The organism is Histidinibacterium aquaticum, from assembly GCF_008710275.1.
Lineage (GTDB): Bacteria > Pseudomonadota > Alphaproteobacteria > Rhodobacterales > Rhodobacteraceae > Oceanicola > Oceanicola aquaticus.
Genome location: NZ_VYQE01000003.1, coordinates 562,503 through 576,882 on the forward strand (window position 1 = coordinate 562,503; position 14,380 = coordinate 576,882).

17 protein-coding genes are annotated in these 14,380 nt (G+C 69.7%); 10 read left to right on the forward strand and 7 right to left on the reverse strand.

Going from position 1 to position 14,380, the window contains the following annotated elements; genetic code table 11:
• The first annotated feature begins 122 nt into the window (after positions 1–122).
• From F3S47_RS12225 to kdsA, 5 genes are all read left to right on the forward strand, one after another.
• The gene (locus F3S47_RS12225) at positions 123–458 is read left to right on the forward strand and encodes a DUF952 domain-containing protein (protein ID WP_150445532.1); all 336 of its coding nucleotides are present in this window, start codon (positions 123–125) and stop codon (positions 456–458) included.
• Positions 455–1,507: a quinone-dependent dihydroorotate dehydrogenase gene (locus F3S47_RS12230; protein ID WP_150445533.1), complete on the forward strand. Its 1,053-nt coding sequence runs from the start codon at positions 455–457 to the stop codon at positions 1,505–1,507. Before F3S47_RS12225 ends, F3S47_RS12230 begins: the two co-directional genes overlap by 4 nt.
• Positions 1,508–1,651: 144 nt before the next feature.
• The gene (locus F3S47_RS12235) at positions 1,652–2,305 is read left to right on the forward strand and encodes an ABC transporter ATP-binding protein (RefSeq protein ID WP_150445534.1); all 654 of its coding nucleotides are present in this window, start codon (positions 1,652–1,654) and stop codon (positions 2,303–2,305) included.
• Positions 2,289–3,986, forward strand: a complete 1,698-nt coding sequence (locus F3S47_RS12240) for a capsule biosynthesis protein (RefSeq protein WP_150445535.1) — start codon at positions 2,289–2,291, stop codon at positions 3,984–3,986. The genes F3S47_RS12235 and F3S47_RS12240 overlap by 17 nt, the downstream gene beginning before the upstream one ends.
• Before the next feature lie 300 nt (positions 3,987–4,286).
• Positions 4,287–5,120, forward strand: coding sequence for a 3-deoxy-8-phosphooctulonate synthase (gene kdsA / locus F3S47_RS12245; protein ID WP_150445536.1), 834 nt, complete (start codon positions 4,287–4,289; stop codon positions 5,118–5,120).
• Between the two features lie 79 nt (positions 5,121–5,199).
• Here the strand turns inward: kdsA and F3S47_RS12250 are convergent, their stop codons facing one another.
• On the reverse strand, positions 5,200–5,628 hold the full coding sequence (locus F3S47_RS12250; RefSeq protein ID WP_150445537.1) for a DUF1801 domain-containing protein: 429 nt from the start codon (positions 5,626–5,628) through the stop codon (positions 5,200–5,202).
• Between the two features lie 60 nt (positions 5,629–5,688).
• Here F3S47_RS12250 and F3S47_RS12255 point away from each other — a divergent pair, with 60 nt between their 5' ends.
• The gene (locus F3S47_RS12255; RefSeq protein WP_150445538.1) at positions 5,689–6,357 is read left to right on the forward strand and encodes an SGNH/GDSL hydrolase family protein; all 669 of its coding nucleotides are present in this window, start codon (positions 5,689–5,691) and stop codon (positions 6,355–6,357) included.
• A gap of 56 nt (positions 6,358–6,413) precedes the next feature.
• Here F3S47_RS12255 and wrbA read toward each other — a convergent pair whose 3' ends face one another.
• Positions 6,414–7,007 (reverse strand): NAD(P)H:quinone oxidoreductase, encoded by a 594-nt coding sequence (gene wrbA / locus F3S47_RS12260; RefSeq protein ID WP_150445539.1) that lies wholly within the window; start codon positions 7,005–7,007, stop codon positions 6,414–6,416.
• 310 nt (positions 7,008–7,317) lie between these two features.
• Between wrbA and F3S47_RS12265 the strand changes: the two genes are divergently transcribed.
• Complete coding sequence (locus F3S47_RS12265; RefSeq protein ID WP_150445540.1) at positions 7,318–7,806, forward strand: cupin domain-containing protein; 489 nt, start codon at positions 7,318–7,320, stop codon at positions 7,804–7,806.
• Between the two features lie 76 nt (positions 7,807–7,882).
• On the opposite strand, the gene F3S47_RS12270 is transcribed toward F3S47_RS12265, so the two are convergent.
• Both F3S47_RS12270 and F3S47_RS12275 read right to left on the reverse strand, forming a co-directional pair.
• A complete protein-coding gene (locus F3S47_RS12270) occupies positions 7,883–8,560 on the reverse strand; it encodes a DUF1236 domain-containing protein (protein ID WP_150445541.1) in 678 nt (225 codons plus the stop codon).
• 209 nt (positions 8,561–8,769) lie between these two features.
• On the reverse strand, positions 8,770–10,428 hold the full coding sequence (locus F3S47_RS12275; protein WP_150445542.1) for an NAD+ synthase: 1,659 nt from the start codon (positions 10,426–10,428) through the stop codon (positions 8,770–8,772).
• Between the two features lie 134 nt (positions 10,429–10,562).
• Between F3S47_RS12275 and F3S47_RS12280 the strand changes: the two genes are divergently transcribed.
• Entirely contained in the window at positions 10,563–11,417 is an 855-nt protein-coding gene (locus tag F3S47_RS12280) for a DUF305 domain-containing protein (RefSeq protein ID WP_150445543.1), read from the forward strand.
• Between the two features lies 1 nt (position 11,418).
• Here the strand turns inward: F3S47_RS12280 and ppk2 are convergent, their stop codons facing one another.
• The gene (ppk2, locus tag F3S47_RS12285; RefSeq protein ID WP_150445544.1) at positions 11,419–12,333 is read right to left on the reverse strand and encodes a polyphosphate kinase 2; all 915 of its coding nucleotides are present in this window, start codon (positions 12,331–12,333) and stop codon (positions 11,419–11,421) included.
• A gap of 204 nt (positions 12,334–12,537) precedes the next feature.
• On the opposite strand from ppk2, the gene F3S47_RS12290 reads away from it, so the two are divergent.
• Positions 12,538–12,849, forward strand: coding sequence for an arginine transporter (locus tag F3S47_RS12290; protein WP_150445545.1), 312 nt, complete (start codon positions 12,538–12,540; stop codon positions 12,847–12,849).
• A 10-nt stretch (positions 12,850–12,859) separates the two neighbouring features.
• On the opposite strand, the gene F3S47_RS12295 is transcribed toward F3S47_RS12290, so the two are convergent.
• A complete protein-coding gene (locus F3S47_RS12295) occupies positions 12,860–13,285 on the reverse strand; it encodes a hypothetical protein (RefSeq protein ID WP_150445546.1) in 426 nt (141 codons plus the stop codon).
• Between the two features lie 50 nt (positions 13,286–13,335).
• Between F3S47_RS12295 and F3S47_RS12300 the strand changes: the two genes are divergently transcribed.
• A complete protein-coding gene (locus F3S47_RS12300; protein WP_150445547.1) occupies positions 13,336–14,013 on the forward strand; it encodes an NAD-dependent deacylase in 678 nt (225 codons plus the stop codon).
• 9 nt (positions 14,014–14,022) lie between these two features.
• On the opposite strand, the gene F3S47_RS12305 is transcribed toward F3S47_RS12300, so the two are convergent.
• Positions 14,023–14,373, reverse strand: coding sequence for an H-type lectin domain-containing protein (locus tag F3S47_RS12305; RefSeq protein WP_150445548.1), 351 nt, complete (start codon positions 14,371–14,373; stop codon positions 14,023–14,025).
• Positions 14,374–14,380: the final 7 nt, after the last annotated feature.

The following is a 14,380-nucleotide window of genomic DNA, read 5'->3' on the forward strand; positions in this document are numbered from 1 at the left end:
TTTGAGCCCGCCTCGGGGCGGGAGTCAAAGCTCTCTCCGACCCGGTCCCTAGATCCCGCCCGTGACGCGCACATGACGTGGCGGCCTTGACCGCAAAAGCGGCAGACGCCATGCGAGGGCCCATGCTGATCTACAAGATATTCCGCGCCCCCGAGTGGCGCGCGCTCCAGGCCGACGGCTCGACCGAGGGCGCCCCCATCGACCTCGCCGACGGCTACATCCACTTCTCCACCGCCGAGCAGGCCGAGGAGACGGCCGCGAAGCATTTCGCCGGTCAGGACGATCTCTGGCTGATCGCGGTCGAGACCGAGGGCCTCGACAACCTCAACTGGGAGCCCTCGCGCGGCGGCGCGCTCTTCCCGCACCTCTACCGCCCCCTGCGGCTGGACGACGTGGCCTGGGCCGAGCCGCTGCCGCTGGTCGAGGGCGCCCACCGCTTCCCGGAGCGCATGCAGTGAGCCTGGCCGAGCGCGCGGGCCTCGCCGTCCTGCGGCGCATGGATCCCGAGCGCGCCCACGCCCTCGCCCTCGCCGGCCTGCGGGCCGGGCTCCTGCCCAGGCGCCCGCGCCTTACTTCCGAACGGCTGAAAACCTCGCTCTTCGGCCTCGACCTGCCGAACCCGCTCGGCCTCGCTGCGGGCTTCGACAAGAACGCCACCGCCCTCGACGCGCTCTACACCCGCACCGGGCTCGGCTTCATCGAGGTCGGCGCGATCACACCGCGCCCGCAGGAGGGCAATCCCCGCCCTCGGCTCTACCGGCTGACCGAGGACCGCGCCGCGATCAACCGCTTCGGCTTCAACAACGAGGGGATGGAGGCGATCGGCCGGAGGCTCGCCGCCCATCCCGGCGGACTGACCGGCATCAACCTCGGCGCGAACAAGGACAGCGCCGACCGCGCCGCCGACTACGCCACCGTCCTGACACATTGCGGGCCGCACGCGGATTTCGCCACGGTCAACGTCTCTTCTCCCAACACGGAGCGCCTGCGCGACCTGCAGGGGCCGGCGGCCCTTGCCGCCCTGCTCGCCCGGGTGACCGAGGCCAATGCCGCGCTTAAGCGGCCGCTGCCGATCCTGCTCAAGATCGCCCCCGACCTCACGGACGACGAACTGGCCGAGATCGCCGGCACGGCGGAGGAGGCGGGCCTCTCCGGCATCGTCGCCACGAACACCACCCTCTCGCGCGACGGGCTGCGCAGCCCCTTGAAAACAGAGGCCGGCGGCCTCTCCGGACAGCCTCTCTTCGAGCGGTCGACCCGCGTGCTGGCCCGCCTCTCGACCCATACCGGCCTGCCGCTGATCGGCGTCGGCGGCGTCGCCTCGGCCGAGCAGGCCTACGCCAAGATCCGCGCCGGCGCCTCGGCGGTGCAGCTCTATACCGGCCTCGTCTACGGCGGCCTCGGCCTGGTCTCCGAGATCCTTCAGGGTCTCGATGCCCTGCTCGCACGGGACGGCTACGCGAGCGTCGCCCAGGCCGTCGGCAAAGGGCGAAATACCTGGATTTGAGGGCAGATTCGCCGCCAAGTGCATTGCCTAAAGGACAGGCCGTCCGACATAATGCTGGCGAATTTGACCCCTAGCCCAAGGGTCGTTAACCGACCGCCCCCCGGCGGTCCGATCCTCAAAACGGGCGGAAGACGATCTGGGCCGATGCTCGAATTCGACAATGTCACCAAGTCCTTCTGGACCGGCAAGAGCCGCAAGGTCATCCTCGACCGTGCGTCCTTCCGCGTGGACCTTGGGAACTCGCTCGGCATCCTCGCCCCCAACGGCACAGGCAAGACCACCCTCATCAACATGATGGCGGGCCTGGAGAAGCCCGACGAGGGGCGGATCACCCGCAGCTGCCGCGTCTCCTTCCCGCTGGGCTTCATGGGCGGCGTCGTCTCCAAGCACACCGCCGTCGAGAACAGCCGCTACATCGCCCGGCTCTACGACCTCGATCCCGACTACGTCGAGGCCTTCTGCCGCTGGCTGGCCGGGCTGGGCGACTACTTCGACATGCCGCTCGGCACCTATTCCCAGGGCATGCGCTCGCGCTTCACCTTCGCGCTGATGCTCGCCCTCGACTTCGACATCTACCTCGTGGACGAGGGGATGCCGCAGACCACCGACGCCGAGTTCAACCGCAAGGCCAGCGCGATCCTGCGCGACCGCCTGGAAAAGACAACGATGATCATCGTCAGCCATCAGCCGCAGGTGCTGGAGCGGTTCGCGCGCCAGGCCGCCGTGCTGCACAACGGCCGGCTGATCATGTTCGATACGCTGGAAGAGGCGAAACAGCTCTATGACTACGAAGCCTAAGGCCCCCAAGTTCCGCATCCGCCGCGGAGCGGGCACCGCCGCCAGCGCCGCCGAAGACGCCAGGCAGGAGTCGGACGCCCGGCAGGAGGCGCTCCAGCCCCGCGCCGTCGCCGACGGCACCACCGGAGCCGTCCATGCCGCGGGCGCCGCCTCCTACGAGGGCGATGTCGACAGCGCGGCGCAGGTCGCCGCCGACTCCGAGATCGACGCCATCCGGCGCGAGGGTCTGACCGGCCGCCAGCTGCGTATGGCCCGCCGCGTCGCGCAGAAGCAGGGGCTCGCGGTCACTTCCGACTTCGACGCCGTGCGCCAGCTGCGCCGCATGGGGATCGACCCCTTCCAGCGCTCCACCGTGCTCGAGCTCGTCGTGCCCGACTCCGCCGCCAACGGCGCGCCCCCTCGCGGCGATGGCGGCGGCGGCCGGCCGCAGCTGCCCCAGACGGTGCCGCAGGGGCGCCAGGGCGGCACCCTGCCCGCCACCGCGCCCGGGCCCCAGGTCCCCTCGACCGAGACCCGGCCCGATCCCCGCCTGCAGGAGGGCATGGCCGAGATCGGCCGCATCCAGAAGGACCTCGTGCGCCGCCGCCGGCTGCGCTTCGGCCTGCTGCTGACCCGGCTCGCGATCTTCGTGGCCCTGCCGACCCTCATCGCCGGCTACTACTTCTTCGCCATCGCCACGCCGATGTACGCCACCGACTCCGAGTTCGTGATCCAGCAGGCCGAACCCTCCGGCGCCGCCGGTCTCGGCAGCCTGTTCCAGGGCACGTCAATGGCGACCCAGCAGGACTCCATCGGCGTGCAGTCCTACCTGACCTCGCGCGACGCCATGCTGCGCCTCGACGAGCAGGAGGACTTCAAGGCCCATTTCTCCGATCCCGATATCGATCCGCTCCAGCGCCTGCCCGAGGGTGCCTCCGACGAGGAGGCCTACGAGATCTACCAGGACCGCGTGAAGGTCAGTTACGACCCCACCGAGGGCCTGCTGCGGATGGAGGTCTCCGCCGCCGATCCCGAAACCTCCGAGCGGTTCTCCGAAGCCCTTGTCGACTTCGCCGAGGAGCATGTCGACGCCCAGACCCTGCGGCTGCGCGAGGACCAGATGCGCGGCGCCCGCGAGAGCTACGAGAACGCGGAGTCGCGCCGCCAGGAGGCCCTGCAGGAGCTGCTCACCCTCCAGGAACAGCTCGAGACCATCGATCCCGCCGGCGAGACCGCCGCGCGCACCCAGCGGATCGCGACGCTCCAGACCCAGCGCCAGGAGCTTCAGCTCGAGCTGCAGAGCCGCCTTGCCGTGCGCCGTCCGAACGAGGCCCAGGTCGAGGCCCTGCGTACCGAGATCGCCAATATCGACCGCCTGATCAACGACGTGCAGGCCGAGGCCGTCGACACCTCCGACGGCGTGAGCCAGGCGCAGAAGAACACCCAGCTGCGCCTCGCCGAAGAGAACTACGCCTTCCAGAACGTGCTGGTGCAGCAGGCCATGCAGTCGATGGAATCCGCCCAGATCGAGGCCAACCGCCAGGTGCGCTACCTCTCGCTGACCGTGGCCCCGGTGGCCCCGGACCAGCCGACCTATCCGCGCGCCTTCGAGAACACCGTGCTCGCCTTCCTGATCTTCGCCGGGCTATACCTGATGGTCTCGATCACCGCCTCCATCCTGCGCGAACAGGTCTCCTCCTGAGCCCCGCCCGGCCCCCTGCCGGGCCGGCCCCCGCGACGTCGCCCGCAGGGCGGAGGAGCGCCGCACCCCGGCCAACGATCACGGTCGCCAGCGCCATGAAGACGGCCCACCCCGACGCGCGGACGTGACACCACCAACACCGTCCTCGCCCAATTGGTTAACAGATCAACGCGTTAACCATTTTTCCCTGTCCCTTCAGTCCCTTGCGGCCTGTCCAAACTTGGACACCCCCCGAAACCTCTTGATCGCCCCCCGCCCCTGCGGCACTCCGAGGGTCCCAGCCCGCCCGCAGGAGCTCCCATGACGGACGTCACCATCGGCCCGGTCACCATCGGCAACGACCGCCCCCTCACCCTCATCGCCGGCCCCTGCCAGCTGGAGACCCGCGACCACGCCCTTATGATCGCCTCCCGCATGGCCGAGACCTGCGCCCGCCTCGGCGCCGGCTACGTCTTCAAGGCCAGCTACGACAAGGCCAACCGCACCTCGCTCTCCGGCCGCCGCGGCCCCGGCATGGAGGAGGGCCTCCGCCTGCTCGAGGCCGTCCGCCAGGAGATCGGCTGCCCCGTCCTCACCGACGTCCACGCCCCCGACCACTGCGCCCCGGTGGCCGAGGTCGCCGACATCCTCCAGATCCCCGCCTTCCTCTGCCGCCAGACCGACCTCCTGCTCGCCGCCGGAGAGACCGGCGCCGTGGTCAACGTCAAAAAGGGCCAGTTCCTCGCCCCCTGGGACATGGAGCATGTCGCCGCCAAGATCGCCTCGACCGGAAACGAGCGCATCCTGCTCACCGAGCGCGGCACCACCTTCGGCTACAACACCCTGGTCACAGACATGCGCGCCCTCCCCGAGATGGCCCGCACCGGATACCCGGTCGTGATGGACGCCACCCACTCGGTGCAGCAGCCCGGCGGCCTCGGCGGCGCCAGCGGCGGCCAGCGCGCCTTCGCGCCCGTCATGGCCCGCGCCGCGGTGGCCCAGGGCATCGCCGCGGTCTTCATCGAGACCCACGAGGCCCCCGACACCGCCCCCTCCGACGGACCCAACATGATCCCGCTCGAGTCCATGCCCGCCCTGCTCGGTACGCTCATGGAGATCGACCGCATCGCCAAGGCCGACCCCGTCCGCCTCTGAAGCCGCCCCTCTTCTGGGGTGAAATACCCCGGGGAGTCCGCGGCCTCGCCGCGGACGGGGCGGAGCCCCCACCGCCGGATCAGTCCGGGTGCACCTCCCAGCGAGACGCGAGGTCCGCGAGCCCCGCCGGCACGATCTCCGACACGACCCCGGCATCCACCGTCTCCAGCCGCCGGATGTAGAGACAGGACTTGCCCAGCTTGTGCGGCCCCAGCCGCGACAGCAGCCCGCCCAGGTCGGAATAACCCGGCATGATGTAGAGCACGAGATGGGCCTTCCGCGGGCTGAATCCCGTGGCGAGGAACTCCCCCTCGCGCCCGCTCTCGTAGCGATACCGGTACCGCCCGTAACCGACGAGGGAGTCTCCCCAGAGACGCGGCGACCAGCCGGTCGTCTCGCGGAAGAGCGCATCGAGCGCCCGTCCCTCCTCGCGCCGCCGTTCCGGCTCGACGGTCTCGAGAAAGGCCAGCGCCTCGGCCTCGGTCCCCTGCGTGGTGGTCGCGGTCATCCCGGTGGTCCTCCCTGCGGAGGCACCCTACCATCGCCAGAGCCCCGACCGGAGACCCAAATGATCCGCGCCGTACTTTTCGCCCTGCTCCTCGCCAGCCCCGCCGCGGCGCAGGAGCGGATCCTGGCCATGGGCGACTCGATCCTCTCCTGGCACGAGGGCCGCGGCCAGTCGGTGCCCGATGCCGTCGCCCTCCAGCTTCGCACACCGGTCGAGAACCGCGCCGTGGCCGGCGCCCGCATCTCGCATCCCAATGCCCTCGCCCGCCTCGCCGGCTTCGATATCCGCGACCAGGTGCCCGAGGACAGCTACGACTGGATCCTCGCCAACGGCGGCGGCAACGACCTGCGAGATGAATGCGGCTGCACCGGCTGCGACGCCACCCTCGACTCGCTCGTCACCGCCGACGGCCGGTCGGGCGAGATCCCGGCCCTCGTGGACCGTCTCCTGCCGCGTACGGACAGGCTCCTCTGGATCGGCTACTACCCGGTCTCGATCTACGGCGGCCCCTTCGCCGCCTGCGCGGCCGAGCTCGACCAGCTCGCGACACGGCTGCAGGCGATGGCCGCCCTCCGGCCCCGGGTCCACTACCTCGACACCGGGCGGGCGATGCCCCCGGGCGCGCTCCGGTACTACGCCCCCGATCTCACCCATCCCTCACCCGAGGGCGCGGCCCGGATCGGCGCGCTCGCCGCCCGCACCATGCGGGAGATTGCCCGGCAGCCATGAAAAAGGGGCCGGTCCCACGGACCGACCCCCGATTCCCTGTCCTCGACGACCGCTGGTCAGGCAGTCAGCTTGGCCGTGAACTCCGTCAGGCGCTTCGCCTGGTAGGCGATGGAGCGCTCGCCCACCTCGTCCAGGGCGCCCGCCGCGAAGGAATAGCCGTAGGGGTTGCCGCCATCCTCGAACTTCACGGGATCGGCATAGCCCGGCGGCACGATGATCGCACCCCAGTGGATGGCCGTGGTGTAGAGGCCCATGATCGTGGTCTCCTGACCACCGTGCGGGTTCTGCGCGCTGGTGGTCGCGGTGAAGGCCTTGTTGGCAAGCTTGCCCTCCTGCCAGATCGGTCCGAGCGTGTCGATGAAGGCCCTCATCTGGCTCGCGGTCACACCGTAGCGGGTCGGACAGGCCACGAAGTAGCCGTCGGCCCAGACCATGTCGTCGGGCGTGGCCTCGGGGATGTCGGACATCTTCTCGAGCTGCGCCTTCCAGGCGTCCTGGCTCTCGACGACCTCGCGCGGCGCGGTCTCGGGGGCGCGCACGACACGCACCTCCGCGCCCGCGTCGCGGGCCGCGGCGGCGGCGAGCTCCGCCACGCGGTGGTTGTTGCCGTAGGTCGAGTAGAACAGGACCAGAATCTTCGGTTGAGCCATTTGGGATCGTCCTCCCGGTCTGGGGTTGATTTCACTCGCGTACGTATTCGTCCCAACGCGCGCGCCAACCTCCCGCAGAGCGGGGCTCCTGTGCGCCAGCGCAGAGCCGCCCCCTCTTCTGGGTCGAAATATCCCTCGGGGGAGTCCGCGCCCATGGCGCGGACGGGGGCAGACAGCCCCCTCTGCCCGGCCCCGCGCCAGTGGGGACGGGCGGATCCGGCGCGGGCGCCAGCCCGCACCGCAAGGTCGCGCCCCGAACCGTCCCGCCGGGCGCCGCGTTGCCCGGGCAGACACAAGGCCGGAGACGACAATGCCCGACGAGATCGAAAGCCTCACCGCCGCCCCGGCAGGTGGCGTCCCCAACCATCCGAAATGGCCCGCGCTCGTGGTGCGCAGCGGCGCCGCGCCCGAGGACATGGGCGCGACCTTCGCCGCCAACGGCTGGGGCGGCACCTGGGAATGGACGGTCTACGACTTCCATCACTACCACCCCGAGAGCCACGAGGTCCTGGGCGTCTCGGCAGGGACGGCCACCATCGCGCTCGGCGGCGAGGATGATCGCGCGCTCGAGGTCACGGCCGGTGACGTGATGATCCTGCCGGCGGGCTTCGGCCACAAGCGGCTCGCGGCCTCCGAGGATTTCGCCGTCGTCGGGGCCTATCCACCGGGACAGGAGAGCCCGGAGATCGCGCGCGCCGACGAGGGCCGCGTGAAGGAGGCGCTGGGCAAGATCCGCGCGGTTCCCCGCCCGACCTGTCCGCTGGGACGCGGGATCATCGAGGACCGCTGGACGGAGTGACCGGCCAGGGCGGACCGACACGAGAAAAGGGCCGCTCCTTCCGGAGCGACCCTCTCTGCCATCGTGAAGCGCTGGCTTACCGGACGATCCGCAGGATCGTGCCGCTCTCGGCATCGATGATGACCGGCAGGCCGTTCACGTTCAGGTACTCGTAGCCGTCGGCCGGCAGATCGTAGGTCGTGACCGCACCCGGCACCTGAGCGCCGACAACCACCTCGCCGTCGAGCGTCACGGCCTCGACCGGGTTCTCGCGGACGTAGGTGACCTGGCGCTCGACCTGGTCCGTCGCCTCGGCACCGGCGGCCGCGCCGAAGATGCTGGAGGCGATGATGCCGCCCACGGGACCGCCCAGCGCATAGGCCGTCAGGGCACCCGCGGCCGCACCGGCGCCTGCGCCGACGCGCTGCTCGGTGTCGGTGCCTTCGGTGGTCACCGTCGTGGTCTCCACGGTCTGCGGCTGCACCAGGACGACCGTCTCGGAGGGCTCTTCGGCCATGTTCTCGGTCAGGTAGCTGCCGTAGGAATAGCCGGTCGTGCCATCGTAGGTGACCTCGCACCAGCCGGTGGTATCGTCGCAGCCGGCGACCGTCACGGCGGTCTCGGCGGGGATCACGGTCAGCACTTCGGACGAGTTGCTGGCCTCGGCCCGCAGGTTGAGATCGGTGACCGCGGAGGCCTCCATGGACTGCGCGAAGGCCGGCGCTGCGGCGGTGAGGGCGATGGCGGACGCGCCAAGGATCATGGTGGGTTTCATGGTGTCCTTCCTTTCTGACAGCGACCCCGGCAACCCGGAACGGGCACCTCTGCGGGCCGCATCTGCCGCCGGTAATCCGCCGAAAGGACCATTCGTTCCGAGGGGTTGAGCGCCATGCGCCATGTGCCGCCGAATGACGCCTGCGCCATGCGCGGAGACCCGCGATGTGCCGATTTGACGTAAGGGCCGGACCGGGAACCGGGCCGGTCCTACCCCCGGTCGCGCCAGCCGTTCGCGATGGGATAGCGCCGGTCGAGCCAGAAGGCCCGCATCGAAAGCCGGGTGCCCGGCGCCGACTGGAAGCGCTTGTATTCGCTGACGTAGAGCAGGTGCTCGACCTTCTCGACGGTCTCCCGCTCGTAGCCCGCGGCCACGCAGTCGGCGATCGAGGCCTCGTCGTCGACCAGCATCGTGAGGATGCCGTCGAGTACCTCGTAGGACGGCAGGCTCTCGTCGTCGCGCTGGTCGGCCCGGAGCTCGGCCGAGGGCGGCTTGTCGATCACCCGCATGGGGATCACCTCGCCCGGCGGGCCCTGCATCCACTCGCGGTGGTGCGTCCCGCGCCAGCGGCAGATGTCGAAGACGCGGGTCTTGTAGAGATCCTTGATCGGGTTGAAGCCGCCGGCCATGTCGCCGTAGATCGTGGCATAGCCCACAGCCACCTCGGACTTGTTGCCGGTGGTGAGCAGCATCTCCCCGAACTTGTTGGACTGTGCCATCAGCAGCAGTCCCCGGATGCGCGACTGGATGTTCTCCTCTGTCAGCCCCTCCTCGTACCCCTCGAAGAGCGGCGCCAGCGTCTCGGTCACAGCGTCGCGGATCGCGGTGATCGGCACGAAGTCGTAGCGGCAGCCGAGGTTCGCGGCGACGGCCTTGGCGTCCTCCAGCGACGCCTCCGAGGTGTATTCGGAGGGCAGCATCACGCAGCGGACGTTCTCCGGCCCGAGCGCATCCACGGCGATAGCCGCGACCGCGGCGGAGTCCACGCCCCCCGAGAGTCCCAGCAGCACTTTCCGGAACCCCGTCTTGCGCAGGTAGTCCCGGAGGGAGAGCACCATTGCGTGGTAATCCTGCTCAAGGCTGTCGGGCAGCGGCGCCTCGGCCCCGGGCTCGGCACGCCAGCCGTCGCCCTCGCGGGTGAAGTCGACCTGGGCCGTCCGCTCCTCGAAGACCGGCATCCGCATCGCCAGGACGCCGTGCGGGTTCAGCACGAAGGAGCCGCCGTCGAAGACCTGGTCGTCCTGTCCGCCAACCAGGTTGAGATAGACCAGCGGCAGCCCGGTCTCGGTCACCCGGGCGATCATCTTGTTCAGCCGGATGTCGAGCTTGTCCCGGAAGTAGGGGGAGCCGTTCGGCACCACGAGGATCTCCGCGCCGCTCTCGGCCATGGCCTCGGCCACGTCGGGGAACCAGGCATCCTCGCAGATCGGCGTGCCGATCCGCACGCCCTTCACCGAGTAGGGCCCGGAGATCATGCCGGGCTGGAAGACGCGCTTCTCGTCGAAGACGGTGTAGTTCGGCAGGTGGTGCTTGCGCATCGTCGCGCGGATCTCGCCACCCTCCAGCACGAAGTAGGCGTTGTGCAGCAGGTCCCCCTCGGCCAGCGGCGCGCCGACCCCGAGAGCCGGGCCATCGGCGCAATCGGCGGCGAGCTGCATCAGCGCGTCCTGGCAGGCCGCGACGAAGGCGGGTTTCTGCACGAGGTCCTGCGGCTGGTAGCCCGCGAGGAACATCTCGGGAAGCACCACCATGTCGGCCCCGGCCCGCTTGCCCTCTTCCCAGGCCTCGCGCGCACGCGCGGCATTGCCGGAGACGTCGCCCACGGTGGCATTGAGCTGCGCCAGGGTCAGGCGGAAACGGTCGGTCATGGCTACCTCTCGACGTGTCCGGCCCCATGTAGCAGACCACGGGCCGAGGGGAAGCCGAGCCGCGCGCCCGGAACCTCCCCCCGGCTGCAGCCCGTTTTCCTTACGACACGACACCGTCGGAAGGAGACACGCCCATGTCCTACATCCGCTTCGGACTGATGATCCTGACCTCGACCCTGGTGATGTTCGCCCTGATGTACCTGAACACCTACGCCTGGGAGCATCTCTTCTTCTCCGAGACCCGCGCCTACATGGCGGTGGTCATGGGGGCGACCATGGCCGTGATCATGCTCGCCTTCATGCTGGGCATGTACGGCAACCGGACCCTCAACATCGCGATCTTCGCGGGGGCCATCGCGGCCTTCGCCCTCTTCCTCTGGCTGGTGCGCAGCCAGGTCACGGTCTCCGGACCCAGCTACATGCGCGCGATGATCCCGCACCACTCCATCGCCGTGATGACGTCCGAGCGCGCGCAGATCGAGGATGCCCGCGTGCGCAAGCTCGCCGACGAGATCATCGCCGCCCAGCGCCGCGAGATCGCCGAGATGCGCTACCTCATCGCCGATGTCGGCGCGGGCAACGTGGTCGATGACATCTACGAGGACGCGCCGCCCGAGACGGGGACCGTGGACAATGCCGTGGACCGCGCGCTGGTCGCCGCGCTCGACCCCGCGCCGCTGGAGGCCGAACAGGCCGGAGAGGTCGTCGAGCTGGGCGAGGACGCCTGCCGCTTCCACCGCTCTCCCGAGTCAGACCCGATCCTCTGGGCCACGGCCGAAGGCGACGCCGGCGCCATGCTCCTGAACAACGTCATCGTCCCGCTCGAGGGCGACGGGCAGCAGTTCAGCGCGGAGGGCGCGAGCATGACGGTCCGGGAGCTCGGCGACGAGGCCGACTGGCGCTCCGACGCGGAGCTCGTCTTCGACATGGAAGAGGGCCCGCGGGTCGGCTACCGCGGCTTCTGGAGCTGCGGCGCGTCCCCCGAATAGGTCAGTACTTCGACGGCACGTAGAGCTCGGGCGGCAGAGTCGCCCGCTCATAGTCGGAGTTGTAGACCCGCTCGGGCAGCTCGATCTCCTCTTGAGGCACTTCCTCGTAGGGAAAGAGCGTCAGGAGGTGATCGATGCAGTTCAGCCGGGCGCGCTTCTTGTCGTTGCCCGGCACGATGTACCATGGCGCCTCGGGGATGTTCGTCCGGGCGAACATCTCCTCCTTGGCCTTGGTGTAATCCTCCCAGCGGACGCGGCTCTGCAGGTCCATGGGCGAAAGCTTCCACTGCTTGAGCGGATCGTGGATGCGCATGAGAAAGCGCATCTGCTGCTCTTCGTCGGTGACCGAGAACCAGTATTTCACCAGCCGGATGCCGGAGCGCACCAGCATCCGCTCGAACTCTGGCACGTCGCGGAAGAAGTCCTCGACCTGGTCCTCGTCCGCGAAGCCCATCACCCGCTCGACCCCCGCCCGGTTGTACCAGGAGCGGTCGAAGAGCACGATCTCGCCCCCCGCCGGCAGATGCGGGACGTAGCGCTGAAAGTACCACTGCGTCTTCTCCCGGTCGGAGGGCGCAGGCAGCGCGACGGTCCGCACCACGCGCGGGTTCAGACGCTGGGTGATGCGCTTGATGACCCCGCCCTTCCCGGCACTGTCGCGGCCCTCGAAGATGATGACGGCCTTCTCGCCGGTGTGGACGATCCAGTCCTGCAGCTTGATGAGCTCCGCCTGAAGCCGCAGCAGGGAGTGGAAGTACTCGCCGCGCGGCAGCGTCTCGACATGGGCCTCGCGGTAGATCTCGCGGATCTTCATCGAGAGCTGGGCGTCCTCCAGCTCGATCTCGTAGTCCTCGTCCAGTGTGTCGGCGAGCTCCGCTTCCAGCCAGTCGCGCCCGCCCTCGTTCTCGTCGTCCATCGGTCTGATCCCCTGGTCCTCGGTGGCACTCAATCACGCCCATGTGACGGTTTCATTGCCCCGCACGCCCTGACCGTCTTGCGGGGGCGGCATCGAACAGGCATGATCCTGCTACAGGCAAGACGCCCGCGACACCCTCAAAAAATCTGGGGCGCGGTGCGATGAATCGGGCACACCAGGGCGGCGGAGTCCGGGGGCAGGACCATGCATCGGCTTATTCTCATTCTGGCAGTTCTCACCTTGAGCTCCTGCGGGGGCGGCGGCGCGCGACCGACGGGCGCGGTGGGTGAGGCCTGCCTCGCGGCGGGACGCTCGGCGGCCAACCCGCGGGTCTGCGGCTGCATCGACCAGGTCGCGGGCAACACGCTCACCCCGGCCGAGCAGCGCGCCGCGGCGAACTACTTCGAGGATCCCGAAGAGCTCCAGGCGATGAAGCTGGACGACCGTCCGGCGGCCGAGCGGATGTGGGATCGCTACGACAACTTCGTCCAGACCGCGCGGGCGATCTGCAGCTGAGGCTCGGCCCTCAGCGCAGGACGCCGCGCCGGGCCATGGCCCGGGCGTAGAACAGCAGCCCCGCCGTGATCACGACGATGGCGACCGCGAACCAGGCCTGAACCGCCCCCATCCCGGCGTCGACCTCGGCCCCGGCCAGTCCGTAGGTGTAGATCGAGTTCACGCCGATGCCGAGCAGCGACAGCGCGAAGGCGGTCCCCGCGAACCGCGAGCGCAAGAGCAGCAGCACCGAGCCGATCCAGGCGCCCCAGACCCCGAGCGCCCAACCGATCGAGGCCCAGACGGGCAGGCTCTCGAAGAAGCCGAGCTGGGCCTCCGTCAGCTGGCCGGTATAAGCCTCGACGCGGAATCGAAGCATAAGGTAGTCGATCGCGCCGCCGCTGTTCCAGAGCAGCGACACGCCGCCCACGACCCAGACATGCCAGGGTGTCTTCACGGTGTCCTCCCCGCTAGGCTCCCGGGCAGCAGTCTAGCGGAATTCGCGCCATGAACATCGTCATTCTCACCGGTGCCGGGATATCCGCCGAGAGCGGCCTAGGCACCTTCCGCGACAAGGGCGGGATCTGGTCCCGTTACCGGATCGAGGACGTGGCCACCCCCGAGGCCCATGCCCGCGACCCGGCCGGCGTCCACGCCTTCTACCGCATGCGACGGGAAGAGGCGGCCAAGGCCCGGCCCAACGCCGCCCACACGGCGCTCGCACGGCTCCAATCGGACCGGCGGCACCGGGTGACCCTGGTGACCCAGAACGTCGATGACCTGCACGAGGAGGCCGGAGCCCGGCCCCTGCACATGCACGGACGCCTCAAGGGCGCCCTCTGCGCCGCCTGCGGCCACCGCTGGCCCGCGCCGATGGAGATGGACGAGACCACCCCCTGCCCCGCCTGCGGCGAGCGGACTGCCCGCCCGGACGTCGTGTGGTTCGGCGAGATGCCGCACCACCTGGACGAGATCGATGCGGCGCTCTCGGAGGCCGAACTCTTCGCCGCCATCGGCACCTCGGGACAGGTCTACCCGGCCGCGGGCTTCGTCGAGATGGCCACGGCCTACGGCGCGCGCACCGTGGAGCTGACGCTCGAGCCCAGCGGCGCGCCCTTCGACGAACGCCGCCTGGGCCCGGCGACCGAAACCGTTCCGCACTGGGTCACAGAGCTGCTCGACTGAGCCGGTCCGTCAGTCGACCTCCCAGTCGTCGGAGTACCGCAGCTCGCCGATCGCCTGCCAACCGACGCGCACCCGCGCGATGCGGCTGTCGCCCCAGGTCCGGAAGACGATCGTGAACCCCTCCGGGGTCACCGCCTCGACGCCGACGTCGGCGCGGGCATTCGCCCCGGCGGCGATGTCCCACATGGTCAGCGCCACCTGCACCGAGGGCGGCGCGCGGTAGCTCTCCGAGAAGCGCACCTCGCGGCGCGCCTCGCGCGGACCTTCGCCGGACCACATCGGGCCGCCGTCGCGGAAATCCTCGAACATCGCCTCCTCGCCGGAATCGATGCCGATCAGGTGGTTGCGCAGTTTCTTCATGTCCCGT